Source organism: Gallibacter sp. Marseille-QA0791 (genome assembly GCF_965119705.1).
Taxonomy (GTDB): domain Bacteria; phylum Bacillota; class Clostridia; order Peptostreptococcales; family Anaerovoracaceae; genus Lentihominibacter; species Lentihominibacter excrementipullorum.
The window spans coordinates 2,476,727-2,501,563 of record NZ_CBCPMH010000001.1 but is presented as its reverse complement, the minus strand read 5'-3'; the positions used below and the strand labels follow the sequence as shown (position 1 = coordinate 2,501,563).

Here is a 24,837-nt window from a genome sequence, read left to right as displayed (position 1 = left end):
TATCAACCCTCTATCATTTTCAAAAATTCTTCTTCTGTGATTATCGGTATCCCCAGCTCCTTGGCTTTCCTGTTCTTGGAAGACCCGGAGAATATATCGTTGTTTATCAGATAATCGGTCTTACTGCTGACCGCCGAGGAGGTCTTTCCTCCGGCCTTTTCCACAGCGGCTTTCAGTGCGTCCCGGTTATCGAAATGCTCCACCTTACCGGTTATGACGAAGGTCAGTCCGGCAAGCTGGTCGCTCCTGCCCTCGTCGCTCTCTTTCACCAGCTCCAGCTTCGGCATCAGGTGAGACAGCAGCTTCAGTTTTTCTCCATCGTGGAAAAATTTCACATAGCCACTGGCCATCACAGCTCCTATCCCGTCTATGGCCGTCAGCTCCTCCTCAGTGAGGCTGCATATCCTGTCCCAGTCGTCACCGCATTCCCTGGCTATCATCCTGGCATTGGCCACTCCGATATTAGGTATCCCCAATCCGAACAGAAGCCTTGCGGGCGTAGTATGGCTGGCCTTTTCAGCAGCAGCCGTCAGGTTGTCGAAAGACTTCTCTCCAAACCCCTCCATCGTGACGATACGATCCCGCCATTTGCCCAAATCGAACAGATCCGCGAATTCCCGCACCATCCCCTCGTCCACCAGGCGTTCCAGCGTCGCTTCCGACAATCCTTCTATGTTCATTGCATTCCTGCTGACAAAATGTGTGAAAGCTTTTATCCTCTTGGCCGGACATTCCGGATTTGGACAATGGAGAGTCTCCACACCGTTGTCGTCCTCTATCACCGTATCGCTGCCGCATACGGGACATTTGTCCGGCGGCTGAGCCGTGCCGCTCCTGGTCAGATTTTCCGCCACCTGAGGGATTATCATGTTGGCCTTGTATACCCTTATCTCATCCCCTTCTCCCAGCGCCAGCTCCTTCACGATGCTCAGATTGTGGACCGAAGCTCTGCTGACGGTGGTCCCTTCCAGCTCCACCGGTTCGAATATGGCGATGGGATTGATGAGCCCTGTCCTGGATACGTTCCACAGTATCTCCCTGAGGGTCGTCTCCCTCATCTCGTCCTTCCACTTGAAAGCGATGGAATCCCTGGGGAATTTGGCCGTCGCGCCCAGGGATCTGCCGTATTCTATATCGTCGAAGGTAAGAACCAAACCATCGGAAGGCAGCGGGAAGGCCCCTATCCTCTCCTGGAAACCGTTCACTGCCTCTTCCACCGTATCGGCGTTGACCTTCACGTACTCCACCGTTTCAAAGCCCTGCTCTTTCATCCATTGAAACTGCTGGTGTCTGAACTGAGCGTCCTTTCCTTCCGCCAGAGAAAAGGCGTAGAACTTGACGTGCCTTCCGGCGGTTATCTCGTTGTTGAGCTGTCTCACGGTGCCGCTGCAGAGATTGCGGGGATTCTTATACCTGGCATCCGCATCGCCTATAGTTTCATTGATCTTCTCAAAATCCCGGTAGCTGATTACTGCTTCACCTCTCACCGTCACCGGGCCCTTCTCGGGGATCGTAAGAGGTATATTTTCGAATACCCTGGCGTTGTTAGTGATGACCTCTCCTGTGATACCGTCGCCGCGGGTGACAGCCTTGGTCAGCTTGCCGCCTTCATAGGACATAACGATAGTGAGCCCGTCCAGCTTCCACGAAAGGAGGCCAGCCTTATCGCCCAGCCAGTCCTTCAGCGCCGTCACATCCTTGGTCTTATCCAGGGACAGCATCGGCGACGGATGCCGCTCCTTAGGCAGTCCGCTCACCACCTCGTATCCTACCCTGACGGTTGGACTGCCTGACAGGACGATGCCCGTCTCCTTTTCCAGAGCCTGAAGCTGGTCGTAGAGCCTGTCGTACTCCAGATTGGATATTATCTCCTCATCCCGCTGATAATACGCTTCGGCCGCCCTGTTCAAAAAGGCTACCTTTTCCTCCATCAGCTTTCGCTTATCATCCATAGCAATACACCTCTCTCCGGCACACTGTCATCACAGCTTTTTGAGGGGAGCGAACCCCAGCGCCAGCTTTTTCGTCTCATCTCCGAATTTCACCGCGACGATTTTTCCATCGCAGGATATCACCTGCCCCTCCCCGAACTTAGGGTGGGAGACCGCATCCCCCGGCGCGAGATCCGACGAAAGGGCCTCGACGTTTTTCTTCGTCTGTTGTCTTGCATATTTCAACTGATCGAAAGGCTTCAGCGATTTGCTTTTCGTAATGCCATCGGTAAAGGCCCCGCGACCTGCGTCCGTCTTTTTCTTCTCGTATATAGCGTCTCCCTCCAGCAGCTTTTTATCCAGCTCACGCAGAAATTGAGACTCCCTGGTATAGTCGGTCTTACCATAAATGGTCCGCTGCTGGGCGCTGGTGAGCCACAGCCGCTCCTTTGCTCTGGTTATCCCCACGTAACAGAGACGCCGCTCCTCCTCCAGTCCTTCCGGTCTGTCAAAGGCTCTCCATCCCGGGAAAAGACCATCCTCCATGCCCGGCATGAATACGAATGGGAATTCCAGGCCCTTGGCGCTGTGCATAGTCATCATCACCACCGCATTCTCACCGGCGTCATGATTATCTACTTCCGCCAGCAACGCTATCCTTTCCATGAACTCCGAAAGGGAAATGTTAGGGTCTTCCTCCTCATAATCGTATATGACCGATTTGAACTCCATCAGGTTTTCCATGCGGCTCTCAGCCTCCAGCATGGCCTGTCCCGCCGCGCTTTGTTCCTCCAGAGCCCTCAGATAACCTGATTTCACCAGCACTCCGTCGTACAGATCCGATATCTTCATGTTGTCCTTTTCGGCACTGTATGACTCTACCATATCCACAAAGCTCTCGATGTTGGCCGATACCTTTGAGGAAAAGGACGACGTGACCTCCCTGTCCGTCAGCGTATCGAAAAGGCTCTCGCCTCTTACAGAAGCCAGCGATCTGAGCTTGTCCAGTGTCTTTCCCCCTATACCTCGCTTAGGCTCGTTTATTATCCTGGCCAGGGCCAGATCGTCGGACTTGTTCTGTATCAATCGGAGGTAGCACATGATATCCTTTATCTCTTTCCTGTCGTAATACCTCAGTCCTCCCAGCACCCGGTAAGGGATGTCCCGCCTGGACAGAGCCTCCTCGAAGGTCCTGGACTGTGAATTCGTCCTGTAGAGGATAGCGAAGTCGCTGTACTTTCTGTCTGACGACTTCATCCTGTTTATCTCGCCGGCCACAAAGTACGCCTCATCCCGTTCGTCATCGGCTCTGTAGTATATTATCTTGTTTCCCGGCTCCTTGTCGGTCCACAGCTTCTTGGCTTTTCTTCCTCTGTTATTGGATATGACCGAGTGAGCCGCGTCCAGTATCGTAGACGTGGATCTGTAGTTCTGCTCCAGCTTTATGGTCTTGACTCCTTTGAAGTCCTTCTCGAATTCAAGGATATTCCGTATATCAGCGCCTCTCCACTGATATATGCACTGATCGTCATCGCCTACGACGCATATGTTATTGTGCGCTTCCGCCAGCATCTTTATGAACAGGTACTGTATCCTGTTGGTATCCTGATACTCGTCCACCATTATGTATCTGAATCTGTTCTGGTATTCCAGCAAAACCGCCTCGTCCTGCTCGAAGAGCCGTACGGCATTCAGCAGCAGGTCATCGAAATCCATGGCGTTGTTCTTCTTTAACGTCTTCTCATAAGCAGCGTAGACCTTACCCGCCATCTCTGCTTTGATATCGTCTCCGTATACCCTCGGGTATTCCTGCCACGTGATACGCTGTTCCTTGCACTTGCTGATAATGCCCAGAAAATAAGACGGAGTGAATCGCTTCCCGTCTATCCCAAGCTCTTTTATTATATTCTTCACCAGCGTCTTTTGATCGGTAGGGTCATAGACAGTAAAATCCCTGCCGTACCCCAGTACCTCCGCATGGGCTCTCAGTATCCTGAGACACGCCGAATGAAAGGTAAGTATCCAGGATGGCAGACCATGGCCTACCAGCGCTTCCACCCTGTCCCTCATCTCTCTGGCTGCCTTGTTGGTGAATGTCACAGCCAGTATATTGTATGGGTCTACGCCCTTCTCATCTATCATGTAAGCGATGCGGTGGGTCATGGTACTTGTCTTGCCGCTGCCCGCTCCCGCCAAAATAAGGAGCGGCCCCTCAGTGTACATAGCCGCTTCCTTCTGTTCTCTGTTCAGTTTGCTCAGATAATCCATATCGTCCTTTCCTCGTCATCTAAAATATAAAGTTGTTCAGCACACTCATGAAGAACTGTACACACGGTGAAATTATCATGCCTGTTATGCCGAATATGATGAGCGCTATCAATATCCAGTTGCCGTATCTGTACAGGGTCCAGTAAAATTCCGTATGCTTGATGTTGAATATCTCCGATATGATGGAAAATCCATCGAGAGGCGGACACGGTATCAGATTGAATATCATGAGCACCAGGTTTATCTGTATCACGTACATTATCATGAGCCACAATATGCTGCCCACGCCGCTGGACAGGAAAACAGCCCCTGCCGTCATATACAGTACCTTGGCGATGATGGCAAAGACGATGGCGATTATCAGGTTCATGGTCACACCGGCCAGCGCCACCATCAGCTCATCACGCCTCCTGTGCCTGAAATTAGATGGGTTTATCTGCACCGGAACGCCCCATCCAAAGCCGACGAACAGCAGTGCTGCCAGCCCTACCGGATCGATATGAGCCAGAGGGTTTATAGTCACCCTGCCCTGCATCTTCGGCGTCGGATCTCCCAGCTTGTATGCCACCTTGGCATGAGCGAACTCGTGGAAAGCCAAACCGATTATTATGCCCGGCAGCATCATCAGCTCACTCATCAGCCAGTCCATAGGATCAGCAAAGTCCCCGTGCCTGAAAGCGCTGAGGGCCAATATCACTATCAGTATGACAAATGTGATGTCAAAATTACGTCTCAACCGTACGATACCTCCATTCTTAGATCAAAAGATAGCTGTCGTTTCTATAGTATATCATTTATCATGATAAAATGACAGCAAAAAGACTATGAAGTATTTTACCATATCTCTGTGGTGATAATGTGGTCGTCGTCATCGTAAAAATGCCGCCGCATCGGTTCTTCACCGACACGGCAGCATCACTTCCTCCAGCCTTCGAAGCCTCCCTCTCCGGCAGGCAGCGCCCCGGGCCATTCCGGCCTTTACAGCAGCATCCTGTCGTTGTCTATCTCGAATTTTTCTATCAGCTTCTCCACAGTCATCCTGTCCCGTTCCTGACCGCTGATATCCAGCTTTATCTTTCCATCCTGCATAAGTATGGTCCTGTTGCCGTGTTCGAGAGCCGCCTTCATATTGTGGGTGATCATCATAGTACACATCCTGCCATTGCCGGCGAAGTAGTCGGTCAGCTCCAAAACCTTTCTGGCCGCTGATGGATCCAGGGCCGCCGTATGTTCATCCAGAAGCAGCAGCTCAGGCTCTGAGATGACAGCCATGAACAACGTCAGCGCCTGTCTCTGTCCGCCGGAAAGGAGCCTTACCTTTTCCTTCATCCTGTTCTCAAGTCCCATTCCCAGCAGCTCCAGCTTTTCCTTGAAAAGCTCTCTGTCGCTCTTGTTTATGCCGGCCTGGAACCCCCGCTTTCTCGTCTTGTTATAGGCGATGGACAGGTTTTCCTCTATGGTCATATCGAAGGCAGTCCCCTTGAGAGGATCCTGGAATACCCGGCCTATCATCCTGGCCCTCTTGTGCTCAGGCAGTCCGGATATATCCTTGCCGTTGAGAACTATGGTGCCGCTGTCCACCGGGAAAACTCCCGCTATGGAATTCATCAGCGTAGACTTACCGGCTCCGTTGCTTCCTATTATGGTCACGAAATCGCCCGGCTCCGCATGGAAATCCACTCCGTCAAGGGCCACCATCTCATTGATGGTCCCTTTCCCGAATATCTTTGTCAGGTTCTCTATCTTAAGCATTGTCCGCACCTCCCCTGGCTTTCTTCTTCCTCAGAGAGAAGCTTCCTCCCATCATTCCCATGGCAAGGGCTATGGTCACGATGACTGCCGATACCAGCTTCAGGTCCGTAGGCGGCATACCGATGTACAGCGCCACGCCTATGACCATCCTGTATACCACAGCTCCCAGGGCGACGGCGATGAGCCGTCTCATGAGGCTCCTGGTGCCGAAGATAACCTCACCTATGATGACCGACGCCAGACCGATGACTACCATTCCCGTGCCCATCCCCACGTCGGAATATCCCTGGTACTGGGCCAGCATGCCGCCTGCCAGTCCCACAAGCCCGTTAGAAACGGAGAGTCCCAACAGTTTCATGTTGTCGCTGCTTATTCCGTAAGCTCTGACCATCTCCTCGTTGTCTCCCGTGGCTCTGAGGGCAAATCCCTTTCGCGTCTTCAGGAACCCATACATCAGGACGATGATGATGGCCGTTATCACTACGCCGAAGACGATGGAGCTCCACTGAAAGCCGTTCATCGCATCCTCCACCATTCCGTAGAGGGTCGGTACGCTGTTGAGGTTGATATTGGCCTTTCCCTGGATCCGCAGATTTATGGAATATATCCCCAACATGACCAGTATGCCTGCCAGCAGCGGCTGTATCTTCAATTTAGTGTTGAGAAGCGCTGTTATAGCTCCGGCACCCATGCCGAAGATAAAGGACAGGATCAGTCCCGCCACGCACATCAGCACCTGCATGACAGGCGTCATCCCTGCTGCTGCGGTACACATGACAGCGGAAATAGCAGCACCTGTAACGATGCTGCCGTCTACCGTAAGGTCAGGAGTATTGAGTGTCCTGAAGGACAGGAACACACCCAGAGCCAGTATGGAATATATCAGTCCCAGCTCCAGCGCTTCAAGCAATATTATCACTAACATTTTACATAACTTCCTTTACAGATTAATTTATCGGGTCATGGCCCTGCAGCCGACTTGCGGCATGCGTGGCCGCACCCCTGCAGTCTTACAGGTCTTCCTTGGCAAGATCCGTCGCCTGATCCAGCACATCCTGCGGTATCTCTATACCCAGCTCATCAGCAGTCTGGCTGTTGACGTATATTGCCAGTTCCTCCATGGTCCTTACAGGCATCTCCGCGGGGTCGGCGCCATTGAGTATCTCTATGACCATGTCGGCCGTCTCTCTTCCCAGATAGTCATAATCGACTCCGTAGGTAGCGAATGCCCCATCCTTGACCATCGAGTCAGCTCCTACATAGAAAGGGATACCTGCGTCGATGAACACTTCATTGGCCGTCGCTATGGCCGACGCCACCGTGTTGTCGGTCGGCGAGAACACTATGTCACATTTCTGCGCCAGATTCTGGGCCGCAGTCTGTATCTCATTGGCGCTTGTTATGGCCGAGTCCACCACTTCGATGGAGTTATCGGCGGCATATTCCTTCAGCTTGTCGATGGTGGCTACTGAATTGGTCTCGCTGGAATTGTACAGAACGCCTACTGTCTCGAATCCCGGTGTTATCTCCTGAGCCAGTTCCATTATCCTCTCCACCGATATCACATCGGATGTTCCCGTGATGTTTCCGCCGGGATGCTCCATGTCCTCAACGACCTCCGCAGCCACAGGATCCGTCACCGCGGAGAACACGATAGGTATCTCATCGGTCTCACCCATGGCTACCTGAGCTGCCGGTGTGGTTATGGCCACGATGACATCCACGTCATCGGCCACGAAGCCCTGACAGATGGTCTTCAGGTTGGACTGCTCGTTCTGAGCGTTCTGATAATCTATCTCGATATTTTCCCCATCTACATATCCTTCTTCCTCAAGCTGCGCTATGATGGATTCCCTTATCTGGTCAAGGGATGTGTGTTCCACCAACTGGACCAGCCCTATCTTGACCGTGTCGGAATCGCCGCCTCCGGAACCTCCGCAGCCAGTCAGCAACAGCGTAGTCATCATCAGTAATACCGCCAGTATCGCGAAACTCTTTCTCTTCATTTTTCTTCTTCCCGCGGACTTCTCTGCCCGCTTCCTCCTTCCATCTTCTCTCGTTATCTTGCGACCTCTCCCGTCGTCCCCTGTTTTCATGGCTTCCAGCTCATAAAAAAAGCCCGTCCTCATTCAAGGACAGGCGTAAACCTGCGGTGCCACCTTGTTTAACGCGAAATGCGTTCTCTCTGCGGAGTGCAGTCACACTCCCTGCCCGTCACGTCGGCATCACGTCTCAGCTACTGGAAGACCTTCATTCCCGCCGCTCCTCTCTGCAGCGGTTGCGGCCGTCTGCGCTTTTCATATCCGCACGGCCTGCACGTCTCCTTTCACCTCGCCCTCGGAGGCCCATTTACCGGAACTGCGTCTGTCCGGCTCCCACCATCCCGGACTCTCTGCGAAACCGTCTCCCGGTTTTACTTCCTCGTCATCGGTTTAAAGTATCACAATATGTTAATATACTATCACCATTGTGGCGGACAGTCAAGGGTTTTCATCGCTTCCCGGGTCTCTGGGTTCCCGGGTCTCTGTCTCCTCCCGGATCTCTGCCGCCAGCGTTTCCCTTGACCCGGTCGTCATCCCGGTCCTTTGCACGCACCCTTGCCGGATTTTAGAAAAACCTGCGATTTCCGGCAACTCCAACACGCATTCGTGCCGGATTTTCGCTGCAATGAAAAAATCCGGCAAGCAAAACATAGAAAAAACGGATCTTCCGAGAAATGCGCCTCTATTTATTGTGATATTTTTATATATATGTATTATATTTCTAATAAATGCAGATGATTAAGCGAAGACCGCGCCGAATTTCGTTCCATAAAAGAAAATCCGGCACAGAATCATGTCAGGCTTGCCGAAAAATCGAACTAAATCGAAAATGCGGCAAGAACTCGTGTCAGGGCTGCCGGATTTTAAAAGATTCCGTAAAATCCGGCAGCGCCCCTCTTTTTTCTTCCCGTATACTAACAGGAGCGCCCCGAAAAATCGGTAAGCGCTCCTGTTAATCGCTCTGTATAGGTGCTGTCTGCCGCTATCGCAGGTCCTGGCACATGTACTGCAGCTCCACCTGACCGCTGTCTTCCATGAGGCTCTCCAGCGCGCTTATATCGCTGCTGCCTGCCAGGGCTTCCGACAATCTGTCTACGCTCTGTATCAGTCCGGAGAACAGACTGGTCTCCGGCACATATTGAAATTCCCGGATATCGCAGTCCTCAAGGCCGTATTCGTATACCATATCCTCTACGGCGTCCTCATAGGTATCCACCACATCGTCTACCAGATCTATCTGCTGAGCCTGCTGAGCCGTGTATATCCTTCCGTCCGATATGGACCTGACGTACTCCTCACTCAATCCTCTGCCGTCAGCTACGATGGATACGAACTGGGCGTAGGATTCATCCACGAGAGACTGGAAGATGGTCCTCTGTTCCGCCGTCATAGGCGCTGTGATATCTCCCATGGCCTTGTTGGCACCCGATGTTATGGTCTCGGTCTGTATCCCGTACCGTTCCAGAAGACCCGAGATATCATACAGTGTTCCGATGGTCACACCTATGGAGCCTGTCCAGCAGTTCCTGTTGGCCACGATCTTGTCGGCCGAAGCCGAGATATAATAGCCTCCCGATGTAGCCTGAGATGCGAAGTAAGCGTACACGGGACGACCTGTGGTCTCCTGATATTCCCGTATTTTGAGGTGGAGTTCATCGCTTTCATAGACGCCGCCTCCCGGGGTATTGACAAAAAGCATAAGCCCTCTGTTATCGTTGTTGTCCATCATCCCCTGGACCGCATCCATAGCGTACGCCTGGCTGTAAGTACCGCTGTCCTCGCTTATGGTACCTTCCACGTAGAGGACACCTATGTGATCACCGCTAACATCAGCAGCTCCGCTCAGCTCTCCGGCGCCGTACTGGCCGGAATCACCTCTCACCAGCACGGATAAGATGCCTAGCAGTATGAGTCCCGCCAGGATACATGCCAATATGAGCATGGTCTTCTTGCCGCCCGTAATACCTGTAGGAGCGCCGCCGTAATATACCGTCCCTCCAACGGTCTGACCGCTCCCCGCGCTGCCGCCTGCATACCCGGTTTGTCCGGTGGCAGCCTGCCCGGCAACATCCTTTTCGGAAGCAGCCTGCCCGGCGCCGCCGGTCTTTCCCCGGCCCTCCGCACCATACAGCTTTTTATGCCACACGTCTCTGGCTCTAGGCGTCTCCTGATTTTCCGGCCCGCCGTCTCCCGTTATCCTGTTTCTATCGTCAAAATTTCCGTTATTCATCTGCAACTGTATCTCCGTATCCGATTCCGATCACCGCCGGCATTTCTCATATGCTCTTGTCGGCTATCTCCTTCAACATCCTGGCCTGCAGTTCTTCCGGCAGCATCTCGCCCAGCTCTCCTTCCTTGCTGGAACGCACTGTCAGATTCCCGGCTTCCACTTCACGCTCGCCTATCACGCAGATGTAAGGAGTTCTGGCGTTCCTGGCCTCTCTCAGCTTGTATCCTATCTTCTCGTTCCTTATATCAGCTTCAGCCCTGATACCTGCCTCCTCAAACTGCTTCGCTATCTTCAGCGCGTAGTCGGAGAATTTCTCCGTCACCGTCAGCAGCTTCACCTGTACGGGAGCCAGCCACAGCGGGAATTTCCCAGCGAAGTGCTCTATCAGTATACCTATGAATCTCTCAATGGAACCGAAGATGACTCTGTGTATCATGACAGGTCTGTGCTTTTCCCCATCAGGACCTACGTATGTCAAGTCGAAGCGCTGCGGCATCTGCATATCCAGCTGTATGGTACCGCACTGCCATGTCCTTCCCAGAGAATCCTCCAGATGGAAATCCAGCTTAGGGCCGTAGAAGGCGCCGTCGCCTTCATTTATCACGTACGGAACGCCTATTGACTCCATGGCTTCCCTCAGGGCTGTCTCCGCCCTTTCCCATTCCTCGTCGGTACCCATGGAATCGTCAGGTCTCGTGGAAAGCTCGATGTGATACGTGAAGCCGAACATCTTATAGACGTCATCGATGAACTTCACGACGCCGATGACCTCATCCTTTATCTGCTCCGGCAGCATGAAGATGTGCGAGTCATCCTGAGTGAAGGTCCTTACTCTCATCAGTCCGTGGAGCGCCCCCGACAGCTCGTGTCTGTGGACCTGACCCAGCTCACCCAGTCTTACGGGAAGCTCTCTGTATGACCACATCTTCCGTTTGTAGACCAGTACCGAACCCGGACAATTCATCGGCTTTATAGCGTAATCTTCACCGTCTATCTTTGTGAAGTACATATTATCCTTGTAGTGATCCCAGTGTCCTGATGTCCTCCAGAGCTGCTCGTTGAGGATGAGAGGTGTCTTTATCTCCTGATATCCCCTTTTCCTGTGCTCCGTCTTCCAGAAGTTCTCCAGTTCATTTCTGATTATCATACCATTAGGCATAAAGAACGGGAATCCCGGTCCCTCTTCATAGAGGGCGAAGAGATCCATCTCCTTGCCTATCTTCCTGTGGTCCCGCTTCTTGGCTTCCTCCAGCCTTTCCAGATATTCATCCAGTTCCTGCTGGCTAGGGAAACAGGTGCCGTATATCCTCTGAAGCATCTGCCTGTCCGAATCGCCTCTCCAGTAGGCTCCCGCCACGCTCTGGAGCTTGACGGCCTTTATCTGACCCGTCCTGTCCATGTGAGGCCCCGCGCAGAGATCCACGAAATCTCCCTGCCTGTAGAAGGATATGACTTCATCCTCCGGCAGGTCTTCTATCAGCTCCACCTTGTAGTCTTCGCCCTTGTCAGCCATGAACTTTATCGCTTCCTCTCTGGGCAGCTCAAATCTCTCCAGCGGATAATTGGCCTGGATTATCTTCTTCATCTCCTTCTGTATCTTCAGAAGGTCCTGATCGTTGAGCTTATGCTCCATATCGAAATCGTAATAGAAGCCGTTCTCGATAGCCGGTCCTATGGCCAGCTTGGTGTCAGGCCAGAGCTTCTTCACGGCCTGAGCCATTATGTGCGACGTAGTATGTCTGTAGCGCAGTCTCACCTGCTCATCTTCAAAGTTTATCTTCTCCTTTGCCATTTTTTCCTCTCCTCTTTTATCCTTATCTGTCGCCTTTCTCAAGCGCCAGCGTTATCAGTTCGTCTATCAGTTTATCGTAAGGCAGTCCCGACTCTTCCCACAGCTTGGGATACATACTGATGCTGGTGAATCCCGGAAGGGTATTGAGTTCATTGAGGACCACGCGGCCGCTTTCCTCCAGGAAAAAATCTACGCGCGCCATTCCGGCACAGCCCATGGTCTCATAGACCTTCACAGCCTTGCTGCGTATCTCCTCCTCCTTTTCAGGCGGCAGATCCCTCACTATTGCTGTCCTGGACATGCTGTTCTCGTACTTGGCGTTGTAATCATAAAACTCATTGGCCGCGAATATCTCCCCGATACACGACGCCTGAGGGCTGTCGTTGCCCAGTACAGCCACCTCTATCTCACGGCCCTTTATGGCCTCCTCCACCAATACCTTGTCATCCTCACAAAAGGCCAGCTCCAGGGCCGCCGGAAGATCTTCCTCTTTCTTGACCTTCGTTATTCCCACCGACGAACCGGCGTTGGCAGGTTTCACGAACAGCGGAAAAGTATTTTTGAAAAACTCCCTTATCCTCTCTGTTTCCGCAGGCCGATCACTCTCATAAACATTCCTGTAGGAAACGCAGCATCCGGCCTGAGCTACGACACCGCTCTGGTTTATGATAGCCTTTGTCATCACTTTATCCATAGACGCCGCCGACGCGGCGGTCCCCGATCCGACGAATGGGATCCCGGCTATCTGAAAAAGTCCCTGTATGGTCCCGTCTTCTCCGTTCCTGCCATGGAGCATCGGCAGTACCACATCCACCTTCAATATCTCGAAGCGTCCGTCTCCTGTCTCCGCCATGATCCCTCCCACGCTCCTGTCGGGCGCGATGAAGGCACGCCTGTTGCTGTCATCCTTTTCCCACGAGCCGTCACCGATATTAGCAACAGGGGAACCCGTCAAAAACCAGTTCCCCTCTTTAGTAATGCCTATGGTACTTATGTCATATCTGTCTCTGTCTATGTGGTTGAGTACGGAAGCCGCCGATATACATGAAATCTCATGCTCCGACGATACGCCTCCGAACAGCACTGCCACCGAGATCCTGTCAGTCATATACATCACCTTTCTCTGTATCAATAATATCCTGTTCTCCAGGAGATATTCTCGCTTATGCTCTGCACATCCTGCGTCGGCTCATATCCGTCCTGGGCAAAGAACTCCTCGTGGAGCCTGCTGACATTTTCCGATAAAGTCACCGGGATATTGTAATATGCTCCTTCGCTCCAGTCGCTGTGCTCATACGGCCATCCCACGCTGTCAGTCATTTTATAGGATGTGATATCCATCATCATTCCCATCATATCGGCTGACGACATATTAGTCTTTATATCCGGAAGTATGTCGTTGGTTATCTTACGCAGCGTACTCAGCTTCATGGTCTTCGCCTTCTCGAAGGCTGCCTGCACAACGATCTTCATTCTTTCGTTTCTCCTGAAATCTCCTGTCGCGGCATCCTTTCTGATCCTGGCATATGTAACAGCCTGATTCCCGTTGAGAGTCTGCATCCCTGCCGACTCTATCTTTTCGTTAGAGCCGCCTATATTGTTGTACGTATCCTCTATATACTTATTCATCTCGTCTATCTCGGATTCCTGGATCTCTATGTCAAGACCTCCCAGTGCATCGACAGTATCCGCGACGGATTTCCAGTTGACGATGACGACTTCTTTTACATTGAGATCCAGATTCTTATTGAGGGCATAGAGAACCTTCGTTGGCCCGCCATAATAATATGAATGGGTAACTTTATCCAGTCCCACGTCATCCCCAAGATCCAGCATGGTATCTCTGTAAACGGAGAACATCTTGATCTCCCCTGTCTCCTTATTGAGGCTGGCGACGATTATGGCGTCGCTTCGCACCCCCTCGTCATTGGACATATCCCTGGCGTCGATACCTATGAGGGCTATGTTCCTGTAATTTCTCAGCTCTGAATCCACCTGAGGGTTTATCCCTATCATATCGGGATCCAGCTCCACACGTCCTACGTTGTCAAGGGTATTCTTCACTACCGAGAGCCCGGCAGCGATAACACCTCCCACGCCGATGACCAGGATCAGGAGCACGACAAGCGCGATTTTCAGACCGCGTCCGTTCTTCCTGCCCTTCCTGCCGCCGCTTCCGCCTTTGCCTGACTGCTTTCCATCCATCTCAGGCCCATCATCCGCGTCATCTCTGTTTTTCCTTCCCTGCTTGGCTATTCCCTGGCGGGCGCTGGCCCGCTCTTCCATATACTGCTGTTTCGCCAGCTCGTCCAGCTTTCTTCGCTTCCGCATTTCCGAATTGCCGTAAGGTGTATCGTCTATGGAGCTACCGCTCCTGTAAGCTTCAGTCTCACGGCCGCTGTTTCCGGACGGAGTCTGGGCTTGTCCGCTCCTGGATCCCCCGCTCCGCCCCGACGTACCTGATGATGGGAAATAAGCTCCATACAACGTATCGTCTTTGACGTAATGTCCTCTGCTGCCGTTACTGTTTTCTCTCAATCTTAAATATTCACGATATGCCTGCTCTCTGGCACGCTGTTCGTCGTTTCCGCTTCGTCCGTTTCCTGATGTGCTGCCGTAATTCTTTCTGCTGCCGTCATCACTCATTGACATGCTCCTTTCACATTACAGACCATTATACCAACAGAATGCCAGTAAATCAACAAATGCAGGCGTTTTGGCCCTGAAAGTTATGTGAAGATTCCTCTTCTGCGTTCTATGCGTCTTTCACTATTTCTTCTACTTTGCCCTTGAGACCGGCATGAAGATCCTCTGCCTTTTTCCTGTCATCTCCCTTTATACAGTAGTAGAACTTTATCTTCGGTTCTGTTCCCGATGGTCTGGCGGCCAGCCACGAACCATTTTTGAACACGTATTTCAACACATTGGCTTCCGCCAGTCCGTGAGCATCCCTGCTGTAATCGAGCAGCCTGTCTGTATCAGCAATATCAGCAAAAATTTCTTTCCCGCCGTTTCTGAGTCTCTCCATTATAGCGGCGATCCTCTCGGCTCCTGCCGCTCCTTCCAATACGAAGGAGATCTGCTCGTCTATATAATGGCCATGCTTTTCATAGAGCATGTCCAACACATCTATCAGTGTCTTTCCCTGAGCTTTCCAATAAGCCGCCATCTGACACATGAGCATGGAAGTGGATATGCCGTCTTTATCTCTGATATGGGTCCCTGCCAGATAACCGTAGCTCTCCTCGTATGCCATAAATATCTTATCTTCATCCAGTTTATTCATCTCAGCCGCCAGATCCTTGAATCCGGTGAATGTCCTGATGGTATCCACGCCATAGCTGGCGGCCACATCCGGCCCCATATCTCCGGTGACGATGGACGTTATCAGCGTCTTCCCCGACGAAGGGCGCATCTGTCCGAGGAAATCCGCCAGCAGCGCCCCCGTCTGATTTCCCGACAAATACACGATCTCCCCGCGATGTCTCACTCCGGCTCCCAGCCTGTCGCTGTCCGGATCGGTCCCTATCACTATATCGGCTCCGCTGTCCATCGCTATCCCTTCGGCTATATCGAAAACTTCCGTCTCCTCCGGATTAGGTTTCCTGACAGTAGGGAAATCGCCGTTATAATCAGCCTGCTCCTTTACCAGCACCACATCATCGAACCCCGCCCGTTTCAGGGTCTGTAAGACATATTCCCTGCCTGAACCGTGGAGCGGTGTGTACACTATCTTCAGATTTTTTTCCGCGGAGTCATCCACCGCTACCTTCAAAGTCTGTACAGCCGCCATGAACCTGTCCACCACATCCTGCCCAATAGACTGTATATTATCATCGTCGGCCTCAGCCACATCTATATCCAGCTCATCGCGGAAATTCTCCACGCTTTCCGCGATCTTGGCTGCAAGACTGCTGCAAAGCTGGCATCCCGTTTCATCGTATACCTTGAATCCGTTATATGCCGGCAGATTATGACTGGCAGTTATCACTATGCCGCCATCACACTTCAGCTCTCTTACGGCGAAGGACAGCAGCGGTACCGGCGAATACCTGTCGAAAAGCAGCGCTGTTATCCCGGCAGCAGCCAGCACTTTAGCTGCTTCCCCCGCAAAATATCTCGAATTGTTCCGCGTGTCATAGGCAATAGCCACCTTTTTCCCGGGTCCCAGCAGCTCCGCCATCCCTCTGGCGGCCATTCTGATGGTATATTTATTTATCCTGTTGGTCCCCGGTCCCATGATGCCTCTCATCCCTGCCGTTCCAAAGCTGAGCCTCCTGTAAAAGGCGTCGTATATCTCGTCCTCTGACATATCAGCCAGCCGACGCTTTTCTTCATCGTCCAGATAAGGGCTGTTTACCCACTTTTCATACGATTCTCTATAATCCATCTTCCTGCCTCCAAACACGAAAAACCTCTGCCCCAGGTAATTCAGTACTGTAAATATACACATGCCCGCTGCCATTGCGACATTTTCCCTGACATTCACCGGCCCCTCGCCCATGAGCCACAGCACAGCCGGTTTCGCCGTCCCGTAGGCTATGAAATAACACAGGGCTATGTTGACGGTAAACCTGATACCGCTTCTTACCACGCTTCCCCGATGTCTGAACGTAAATTTCCTGTTGAGGATATAGCTCAAAATACTTCCCAAAACGTAGTTGGCCGCCGATGAGATCCAGTAAGAGCATCCCGCCAGATTGTACAGGCAAAACATCACCGCTGTTCCGAACACAGTATTGACGATGCCTACCGAAACAAAACGGGCAAATTTTTCGTCTATGATCTTCCTCATATCTGTCCACGTCCTGTTCATTTCAGAATGCTGCCGGCTTTTCCCGGCCTCTTCCCTGCGAACACATGACTCTTTATTATATATCCTGCACCATTTAAAATCAAGGTTTTGGATGATCTATACCCCTTCATTCCCCTTCGGCTCCGCATCTGTGCTGTATCACCTTTTCCATAGTCACTACCGACACTTCGTATGCCGTCTTGGTTATCGCTTCTCCTTCGTTGGTATATTTCCTGTATTCCCGGCTTTGTATCCTGCCTTCCACATACACCTTATTTCCTACCTGCAGCTTTCCACTGTAAACAGCATTCCTTCCCCATGCGATAGTGGGTATGTAATCGGATTTGTTATACATCCTGTTGACTGCTATCATCAGATCGCATATCTCCCTTCCCAGGGGCGATGTCCTGCGTACCGGCGGCTTGCATATGAATCCTTCTATCGCCACGTGATTCTCGTATACAGGCTCATTTTCCCTACAATACTCCATGTTCCTGACGAAGACCGTCACCTCCAGCTTGCTCCTGCCGTCCACCTCTTTGTTGTATGTCCGTACCTGGCCGGCCACCTCCAACCCTTCTCCTATTCTGGGAGAACGACCGCCCAGGAGCTTCTCCGAAATTATCAGCCTTATCCTGTCTTCATAGCCGCTTCTTCTGAGTATTCCCAGCAAGACCATATAAAATGCTTCCCCGTATGTCTTGTGATTGAAGGCCGGCTCAGAAAGGACCTTACCCGACAGGTATGCGACGTTTCCATCAGTTAACTTTTCCATCAAAAAATCCCCCTCCAGGCGCATATTCTCTTAAATCATATGCGTCCGCAAGGGGACTTTATACGTGCTCGATGGATTTTTATACGTTGCGAGGCACATCCAGATCCAGTCTCATCACTTCCGGATGACAGCTGACCCCATACTGAGGACAAGTGAGACATTCGAAGAAATTGGGAGCATCCTCCCTTGGCACTGTCACGAAACCCTGCTTTCTGAAAAATCCCGGAGCCCTGGCCACCAGGAATATCCGTTTTCCCCCAAGGCGCAGCGTCTCTTCTATCCCTCTGTCCAGCAGCGTCTTTCCCAGCTTGTACTTCCTGTATTCCGGAGCTATGGCTATCCCATCCACGATGAATTCATCCTCACGCTTCGCCAGCACGAATGCTCCTATCAGCTGTTCTTCCCCAGCTTCATCCTTCCTGACGATCTGCCAGCATTTTACCAGGTCGGTGGGTACCGGTTCATCCTCCGAGAATTCCAACTCATTCTCTATGAAAAACGGTACCAGTTTTTCGTAATCTTCGGTTTCGGATATCTTGAAATTAAGCATATCGGATCTCCTCCTTTCGATACATCAGTCGTCATATTTCCACGTCTTTTCCGACACGAACACTTCCAATCTGTTGTGAAGAACGCTGAAATTCAAAGGCAGCTTTTCACCATGCTCTCCGTCTATATCAGTGCTGATATTTTCCTCCGATTCGATCGTCAGCTCGTCTGTCTGGAAATAAAGCACGTGCTTATTGTTGGGGTGCCTTCCCTGCACTACCTCGAACAGCATTGGCCCCAGCTCCACGATAGGCATCTTCCTGAAGGCGATGACATCCAGTTTGCCGTCATTCATATATGATTCCGGAGACAGCTTTCTGAAGCCCCCGGCCGACTCGCCATTCATCACCACCATGAAGTATATCTCCTCCTCGTATACTTTGTCCGGTGTGATGAGCTTTACAGGCAATGCTCTTATCTGCGGTATCTCGGTGACCGCCTTGAGATAATAGGCCAATGTACCTATGGCATTCTTCAGGTTGGGATCGGTCTTCTGGCTGACATCTATCAGCGCTCCCAAAGCTGTCACATTGACGAAATATCTGTTGTTGACTACTCCTACATCCACACTGGTAGTCTTGTTCCCCAGCGCTATATCCAGCTGATAATTTATTTCGTTAGGCAGCTCGAAATAGTAGGCGAAATCATTTGCTGTCCCTGCCGGGAGTATGGCCAGCGGCAGATGTATGTCATGCCTCACCATAGCGTTGACACACAGATTTATCGTCCCATCTCCACCGGCGGCTATGACACGACTGAATTCACCAGGATCGATCTCTCCCATGACTTTATCTATGACGATCCCTTTGGCCGCCCTCACAGGTACGACCTGATACCCCGCCTCCTGACATCTGTCTACTATGTAATCCAAATTGTTCTTGAAGACTCCGCTTCCGGAATGGGCGTTGTAATAAAGAAGAATCTTATCAGTTTTTTTACCTTCCGCCATCTTTTATCATCCTCCTGATATCGCTTATAAGATATAACGAGCCCGCGAACAATATCACGTCGCAGCAATTCTTCCTGCTTTCGGCAAGTGCCAGGCTATCCTCCGGACTGGGCGCTACGTCAGGCTCCACACCCATGCTCTTCAGACGCTCCGCCAGCTCCTCCGCCTTCATTTTCCGCGGATTATCCGGCTCCGTAACTATTATATCCTTTGTTATCCCGATCAACGAATGCAAGATATCGTTTACAGCTTTGTCGGCCAGCATTCCTGTCACCAGCAAGATACGGCTGCCCTCAAAATGACGTTTCATGGTATCATACAGCGCCTTTGCCCCGGCTTCATTATGAGCTCCGTCCACGATGATGACCGGGTCTTCTCCCAGTATCTCGAAACGCCCCGGCTGCACGGCTTTCTTAAGGCCCCGGTAAAGCGCCTGTCTTTCCACCTTTATCGCTCTTTCTTTACGAAGCACCTCTATCACGGCCAGCGCTGTCTTCAGATTTTCCACCTGATGGCGTCCCGCCATGGACAATTCAACATCACTGTAATCCGTCCCGTACATCTCCAATGTCACCGTCTGAGAAAAGGGAGTCTCGTGGGACACACCGGCCCTGATGCGCGATACGTCGTAGAGACGGCAGCCCTTTTCGTAGGCTGTCCTGGCTATGACAGCCGCCGCGTCGCGGTCACTGACGTTGGACACTACCGGGACTGCCGGCTTTATTATCCCGGCTTTTTCGGCCGCTATCTCCGCCAGGGTATTTCCCAGCACATTCATATGGTCGTATGAAATGGAACAGATAGCGCATATGAGGGGCTTGTCGATTATATTGGTGGAATCGCCCCTGCCTCCCAGACCGACCTCAAGTATCACTATATCAGCGTCCTTTTCGGCGAAGTACAACAGGCCTATAGCTGTAACCACCTCAAACTCTGTCGGTGATTCCGATCCTTCCGCCACCATTTCGGCAGCGGCCGCCAGAGCTCTGTTCCCGTATGCCTCCAGGTCGCTGTCGGAGATATTCTCTCCTCCTAACTGTATCCTCTCGTTGAAACTTTCGATGAAAGGTGATGTGAAAAGACCTACGCTGTAACCACACTCCGCCAGGCCAGCCTCCAGGAACTTGCAGACCGAACCTTTTCCGTTGGTTCCTGCCACATGGATGACATCCAGCTCTTCCTGAGGATCGCCCAGCTTTTCCATCAGTGTCTCCATGCGTTCAAGTCCCAGGACACTGCCAAATTTATTGAATTCGTGTATTTTTTCTATGATATCTGTCATTTCACCTTTTTCTCGACAAGAGCCAGTCTTTCACATACCTTGGCAAGCATTTCCTCATATTTGACCTTTTTGGCCTTTTCCTCGTTTATGACTTTTTCAGGAGCTTTACTGATGAAGCCTTCGTTGGACAGCTTTCCATCCACTCGCTTCACTTCGCTCTCCAGCTTCTTCTTTTCCTTTTTGAGCCTGTCCAGCTCTGCCTCGTAATCCATGATATCATCGAGAGGGATAAAGACCTCCGCTCCGTCCACTACTGCGGACATAACCTCTTCAGGCACATCAGCCTTGCTGGCAGCGAAAATTATCTCCGTTATATTGGCAAGATTCTCGATGTAGCGCACTCCGGCTCTCACCACAGGTTCTTTGCCGTCAGCGCAGAGCATCACAGCCCGCAGCTTCCTGCTCGGAGCCGCATCAGCTTCGGCTCTTATATTTCTGATGCTCCTGATGATATCCATAGCCATTTCCAGCTTCTCCGCTTCTTCCGGGAAAGTCAGCGCTTCATCGTAGAGCGGCCAGCGTTCCTTTATCAGGAAATTGTCCGGATTGTCCTTCGCGGCTCTGCCTTTTGGCAGATACGTCCAGATCTCCTCGGTTATATATGGCATGAATGGATGGAGCAATCTCAGCATATCCTTGAGGACTCTCACAAGAACAGCTCTGGCTATCTGCTTGTCAGTCTCATCATCGCCGTAAAGTCTTCCTTTCACGATCTCGATGTACCAGTCGCAGAATTCGTTCCAGATGAGATCATATGCCCTCTGTCCCGCCAATGCCAGATCGAATTTTTCCATAGTTTCTGTTATATACCTGACCGCATCGTTGACTCTGGATATTATCCACTTATCCTCGTCTCTGAGGGCAGCAGCCTTCAGGTCGGTCAGGTCGGCCATCTTTCTGAAATCACCATCATCGTCCTGCAGATTCATTATCACGAACCTGGACGCGTTCCACAGCTTGTTGGCGAAATTCCTGGCCGATTCCAGTCTGTCGGTCTTGAATCGCATATCGTTACCGGGAGTTATACCTGTAGTGAGCATGAATCTCAACGCGTCGGCTCCATACTGGTCTATGATCTCCAGCGGGTCTATACCATTGCCCAGGGATTTGCTCATTTTTCGGCCCTGCGCGTCTCTCACCAGACCATGGACGTAGACGTATTTGAACGGGACTTTCCCTGTAGTCTCCAGAGCCGAGAACACCATCCTCACTACCCAGAAGAATATGATATCATATCCCGTCACCAGCACATCAGTAGGATAGAAATACTTGAAATCTTCCGTCTCCTCCGGCCAGCCCAGAGTAGAAAACGGCCACAGAGCCGACGAGAACCATGTATCCAATACATCCTCATCCTGCTTTATATTGGCGCCACCACACTTGCTGCATTTGTCGGGGGCTGTCTCGGCCACCATCAGTTCACCGCAGTCCTGACAATAATAGGCCGGTATCCTGTGGCCCCACCAGAGCTGCCTCGAGATGCACCAGTCTCTTATCTCCTCCAGCCATCTCAGATATGTCTTCTCGAATCTTTCAGGCACATGTATCAGCTCACCCTTCTTCGCTGCCTCTATGGCAGGTTTGGCCAGCTGATCCATCTTGACGAACCACTGATCGGAAAGCATTGGCTCCACTACTGTACCGCACCTGTAACATTCACCTACAGGTATGACTTTTTCCTCGGTCCTGACCAGATATCCCGCCTCATCCAGGTCTTTGACCCACGCCTTACGGCATTCATATCTGTCCATGCCTTCATATTTTCCGGCCAGACTGTTCATCGTCGCGTCAGGATCTATGCAGGACAGATTCTCGAGATCATGTCTCTGCCCTACCTCGAAGTCATTAGGATCGTGGGCCGGCGTTATCTTAACAGCACCTGTTCCCTTCTCCGGATCAGGATATGGGTCGGCCACTACAGGGATCTCCCTGCCTACCAGCGGCAAGATCACCTTTTTACCTACCATTTCCCTGTATCTCTCATCGTCCGGATGTACGGCAATGGCCACATCTCCAAACATGGTCTCAGGTCTGGAAGTCGCCACTACGATGCCTTCGCCCCCATCGGCCGCAGGATATCTGAAATACCAGTACATCCCGTTCCTGTCCTCGTGTTCTACCTCGGCATCCGAAAGAGATGTCCCGCATTCGGGACACCAGTTGATGAGCCTGTTGCCTTTGTATATGAGGCCCTTGTTATAAAGCTGCACGAAGAAATGATTCACCGCTCTGCTGCATCCTTCGTCCATGGTGAACCGTTCTCTGCTCCAGTCACAGGAATCGCCCAGCTTTCGACACTGCTTCGTTATCTTGCCTCCGAATTCTTCCTTCCATGCCCATGCTCTTTTGAGGAATTCCTCTCTTCCCAGGTCTTCTTTCTCCAGACCTTCCTCTTCTCTTATCCTGTTGACCACCTTCACCTCAGTGGCGATACTTGCATGATCGCTTCCCGGAAGCCAGAGAGCGCTGTATCCCTGAAGACGCTTGAACCTGGTCAGCACGTCCTGCAGCGTCTGATCCAGCGCATGTCCCATGTGGAGCTGCCCTGTTATGTTTGGAGGCGGCATCACTATGGTGAAAGGTTTCTTGTCAGGGTCCCTTTCAGCTCTGAAGGCCCCGCTTTTTTCCCACATCTCGTAGATCCTGTCCTCAAAACTCTTCGGATCATATGTTTTCGCTAAATTCTTTTCCATCTTTTCAATATCTCCTTACCGCTTCAGGCCGCCAGGCCTTTTTTTCTCTGTTCTTCATATTTTCTCTTCGCACGGACACCGTATACACCGCCTGCGATGCTGACGACAGCTAATATCACCGCTATTATGGCATATGTCTTGTACACTCCTCCGAATCTATCAAATTCCATCTCCTGAGCCCCATCAGCTGTGACTTTGTACCGGTAGATGTCCCACCCGGTATCCAGATTGACGTCTATATGATCATCTCCATTGGACATGATGCCTTCCTCGTATTCGTAATTATCGGCGAAACGCGTAAATATGGCTACTCCAAATTCCGACTCCCCGACTGTGAAAACATACATGGCTTTATTGCCATGCTCCTCTGTCGCCGTCACTGCTATATCATCGGCTTCGGATTCCTTCTCTATTATGGATACCACCTCGCTCTCCGAGGCTCCCGATATATAATCGGTGGCTATTGGAAACAGGACAAAGGCTGCGAATACAAGCCACATCATTATTATCACATTCTTCACTTTCCGCCCGCTCCTTTCCTTTCCTTTTCCATGTCGCGCTTCATGGCCGCGACCATTTCCGTTCTGAAGCAGAGATTATCACTCATAGGGTTTATGGAAAACCCGGCGATACCGCTCTGAGGCATCAACAATATTGCTGCCAGGTCATCAAAGTTAACGATCATACTGTGCTGATCCTTTTCGATATCACACTTCAGCATTTCCTCTCCATCTGTGAAGACCGGATAGTAAAGTTCTCCATTTTTAGCCTTTATCAACTCAAAGCTTATCCTGGTGTCCTTCTCGAGCACCACTTCCTTCAGCTTCTCATCGTACTCAGGATCTTTGTCCATGGAAACCGGAATCAACAGTCTTGCCTTCACCACTTCATTGAGCAGTCTTACGGAGTTCTCCTCGTTAGGCTCCTTTCGCGCATCTTTTATGGCTTTTTTCAGAGCCGGATTCTTAACGGGCTTTGCCTGTTCCATCGTCGATATTCCTCCTTATCTGTCCCTCCGGATCATATTTCCAAAAGATATGCCTTAAGACCTGGACGTCCTGTCGATCTGCTGCCCCTCGCCTCTGTCTCCGCCAGCACTTTCGCCTGAGCCAACAGACCATCGCCATATGTCCCGCATGTCAGTCCCGCCCCAGTTTCCGTTTGCGCTCCTATCCCCATCAAGCCTGCCAATCCCGAGGGTGTGACCATCTCCGTCTCCACATCAGCACTCCTGAAGACGTAGCTGCATTTTTCACGAAGCGCCATCACCGCCGGCACCGGAACACTTATCTCACCGTGGCTGCACAGGATAGTGCCGTGCCCGTCATATATATCAGAGACCACCACTTTATCAGGTGCTATGATTTCAAGCGCCATCCCTATCGCCAGCGCATTCTTCACCGCTTCGTCCCTGCCGACTTCATGGAAATGCACTGTTTCCAATGTCGCGTCATGTACCTTCGCTTCAGCTTCCTCTATATGGCTGTATATATCGAGAGCGGTCTCCTTCGCCGCCTCTGAAAATCCGCTTTCTTCTATGATTTCTCTGACCTTCCTGAAGCTCCTGCCGTGACCATGACTGTGTCCATGGTGTTTTTCACGATCATCGTGGCCTTCGTGTTCACCTTTCAGCGTTTCCTTCTCCATCATCTCATATATCCGCGGTCCATTGCCGCTCAAGCTGCTGACGGCATTCAGCAGCATATCGCCGCTTATCCCATTACTGCAGTCGAAATATAAAATCTTCATCGATCTACCATCCTCTTCCTAAAAAGATAC

The 24,837-nt window shown here is 51.4% G+C and carries 18 protein-coding genes and 1 pseudogene; all 19 read right to left on the bottom strand.

What is annotated here, in order from left to right:
- Positions 1 to 2 precede the first annotated feature (2 nt).
- Positions 3 to 1,952 (bottom strand): NAD-dependent DNA ligase LigA, encoded by a 1,950-nt coding sequence (ligA, locus tag ACQY69_RS11480; RefSeq protein WP_428260655.1) that lies wholly within the window; start codon positions 1,950 to 1,952, stop codon positions 3 to 5.
- 30 nt (positions 1,953 to 1,982) lie between these two features.
- Positions 1,983 to 4,199 (bottom strand): ATP-dependent helicase, encoded by a 2,217-nt coding sequence (locus ACQY69_RS11475; protein ID WP_428260654.1) that lies wholly within the window; start codon positions 4,197 to 4,199, stop codon positions 1,983 to 1,985.
- A 19-nt stretch (positions 4,200 to 4,218) separates the two neighbouring features.
- A complete protein-coding gene (locus ACQY69_RS11470; RefSeq protein WP_428260653.1) occupies positions 4,219 to 4,935 on the bottom strand; it encodes a site-2 protease family protein in 717 nt (238 codons plus the stop codon).
- A gap of 242 nt (positions 4,936 to 5,177) precedes the next feature.
- Entirely contained in the window at positions 5,178 to 5,951 is a 774-nt protein-coding gene (locus ACQY69_RS11465) for an ABC transporter ATP-binding protein (RefSeq protein ID WP_428260652.1), read from the bottom strand.
- Positions 5,944 to 6,876, bottom strand: coding sequence for an ABC transporter permease (locus ACQY69_RS11460; protein WP_428260651.1), 933 nt, complete (start codon positions 6,874 to 6,876; stop codon positions 5,944 to 5,946). The genes ACQY69_RS11465 and ACQY69_RS11460 overlap by 8 nt, the downstream gene beginning before the upstream one ends.
- An 85-nt stretch (positions 6,877 to 6,961) precedes the next feature.
- Complete coding sequence (locus tag ACQY69_RS11455; RefSeq protein WP_428260650.1) at positions 6,962 to 8,047, bottom strand: ABC transporter substrate binding protein; 1,086 nt, start codon at positions 8,045 to 8,047, stop codon at positions 6,962 to 6,964.
- 928 nt (positions 8,048 to 8,975) lie between these two features.
- Complete coding sequence (gene sppA, locus ACQY69_RS11450) at positions 8,976 to 10,223, bottom strand: signal peptide peptidase SppA (RefSeq protein WP_428260649.1); 1,248 nt, start codon at positions 10,221 to 10,223, stop codon at positions 8,976 to 8,978.
- A gap of 46 nt (positions 10,224 to 10,269) precedes the next feature.
- Positions 10,270 to 12,000, bottom strand: a pseudogene (gene thrS, locus ACQY69_RS11445) (threonine--tRNA ligase); the annotation flags it as partial.
- 37 nt (positions 12,001 to 12,037) lie between these two features.
- Positions 12,038 to 13,123: a D-alanine--D-alanine ligase family protein gene (locus tag ACQY69_RS11440; protein ID WP_428260648.1), complete on the bottom strand. Its 1,086-nt coding sequence runs from the start codon at positions 13,121 to 13,123 to the stop codon at positions 12,038 to 12,040.
- A gap of 20 nt (positions 13,124 to 13,143) precedes the next feature.
- The gene (locus ACQY69_RS11435; RefSeq protein WP_428260647.1) at positions 13,144 to 14,661 is read right to left on the bottom strand and encodes an LCP family protein; all 1,518 of its coding nucleotides are present in this window, start codon (positions 14,659 to 14,661) and stop codon (positions 13,144 to 13,146) included.
- 109 nt (positions 14,662 to 14,770) lie between these two features.
- Positions 14,771 to 16,810, bottom strand: coding sequence for a GtrA family protein (locus tag ACQY69_RS11430; protein ID WP_428260646.1), 2,040 nt, complete (start codon positions 16,808 to 16,810; stop codon positions 14,771 to 14,773).
- A gap of 127 nt (positions 16,811 to 16,937) precedes the next feature.
- Complete coding sequence (locus tag ACQY69_RS11425) at positions 16,938 to 17,585, bottom strand: single-stranded DNA-binding protein (RefSeq protein WP_428260645.1); 648 nt, start codon at positions 17,583 to 17,585, stop codon at positions 16,938 to 16,940.
- Between the two features lie 79 nt (positions 17,586 to 17,664).
- Positions 17,665 to 18,135, bottom strand: coding sequence for a GNAT family N-acetyltransferase (locus ACQY69_RS11420; RefSeq protein ID WP_428260644.1), 471 nt, complete (start codon positions 18,133 to 18,135; stop codon positions 17,665 to 17,667).
- Between the two features lie 24 nt (positions 18,136 to 18,159).
- Positions 18,160 to 19,083: a YegS/Rv2252/BmrU family lipid kinase gene (locus ACQY69_RS11415; protein ID WP_428260643.1), complete on the bottom strand. Its 924-nt coding sequence runs from the start codon at positions 19,081 to 19,083 to the stop codon at positions 18,160 to 18,162.
- The gene (locus ACQY69_RS11410) at positions 19,070 to 20,365 is read right to left on the bottom strand and encodes a bifunctional folylpolyglutamate synthase/dihydrofolate synthase (RefSeq protein WP_428260642.1); all 1,296 of its coding nucleotides are present in this window, start codon (positions 20,363 to 20,365) and stop codon (positions 19,070 to 19,072) included. Before ACQY69_RS11410 ends, ACQY69_RS11415 begins: the two co-directional genes overlap by 14 nt.
- Positions 20,362 to 23,058: a valine--tRNA ligase gene (locus ACQY69_RS11405; protein ID WP_428260641.1), complete on the bottom strand. Its 2,697-nt coding sequence runs from the start codon at positions 23,056 to 23,058 to the stop codon at positions 20,362 to 20,364. Before ACQY69_RS11405 ends, ACQY69_RS11410 begins: the two co-directional genes overlap by 4 nt.
- A gap of 23 nt (positions 23,059 to 23,081) precedes the next feature.
- On the bottom strand, positions 23,082 to 23,579 hold the full coding sequence (locus ACQY69_RS11400) for a hypothetical protein (protein WP_428260640.1): 498 nt from the start codon (positions 23,577 to 23,579) through the stop codon (positions 23,082 to 23,084).
- Positions 23,576 to 24,046 carry an SseB family protein gene (locus ACQY69_RS11395; protein WP_428260639.1) on the bottom strand — a complete coding sequence of 157 codons (471 nt, stop codon included), beginning with the start codon at positions 24,044 to 24,046 and terminating at the stop codon, positions 23,576 to 23,578. Before ACQY69_RS11395 ends, ACQY69_RS11400 begins: the two co-directional genes overlap by 4 nt.
- A gap of 32 nt (positions 24,047 to 24,078) precedes the next feature.
- On the bottom strand, positions 24,079 to 24,807 hold the full coding sequence (gene larC / locus ACQY69_RS11390) for a nickel insertion protein (RefSeq protein WP_428260638.1): 729 nt from the start codon (positions 24,805 to 24,807) through the stop codon (positions 24,079 to 24,081).
- Positions 24,808 to 24,837 lie beyond the last annotated feature (30 nt).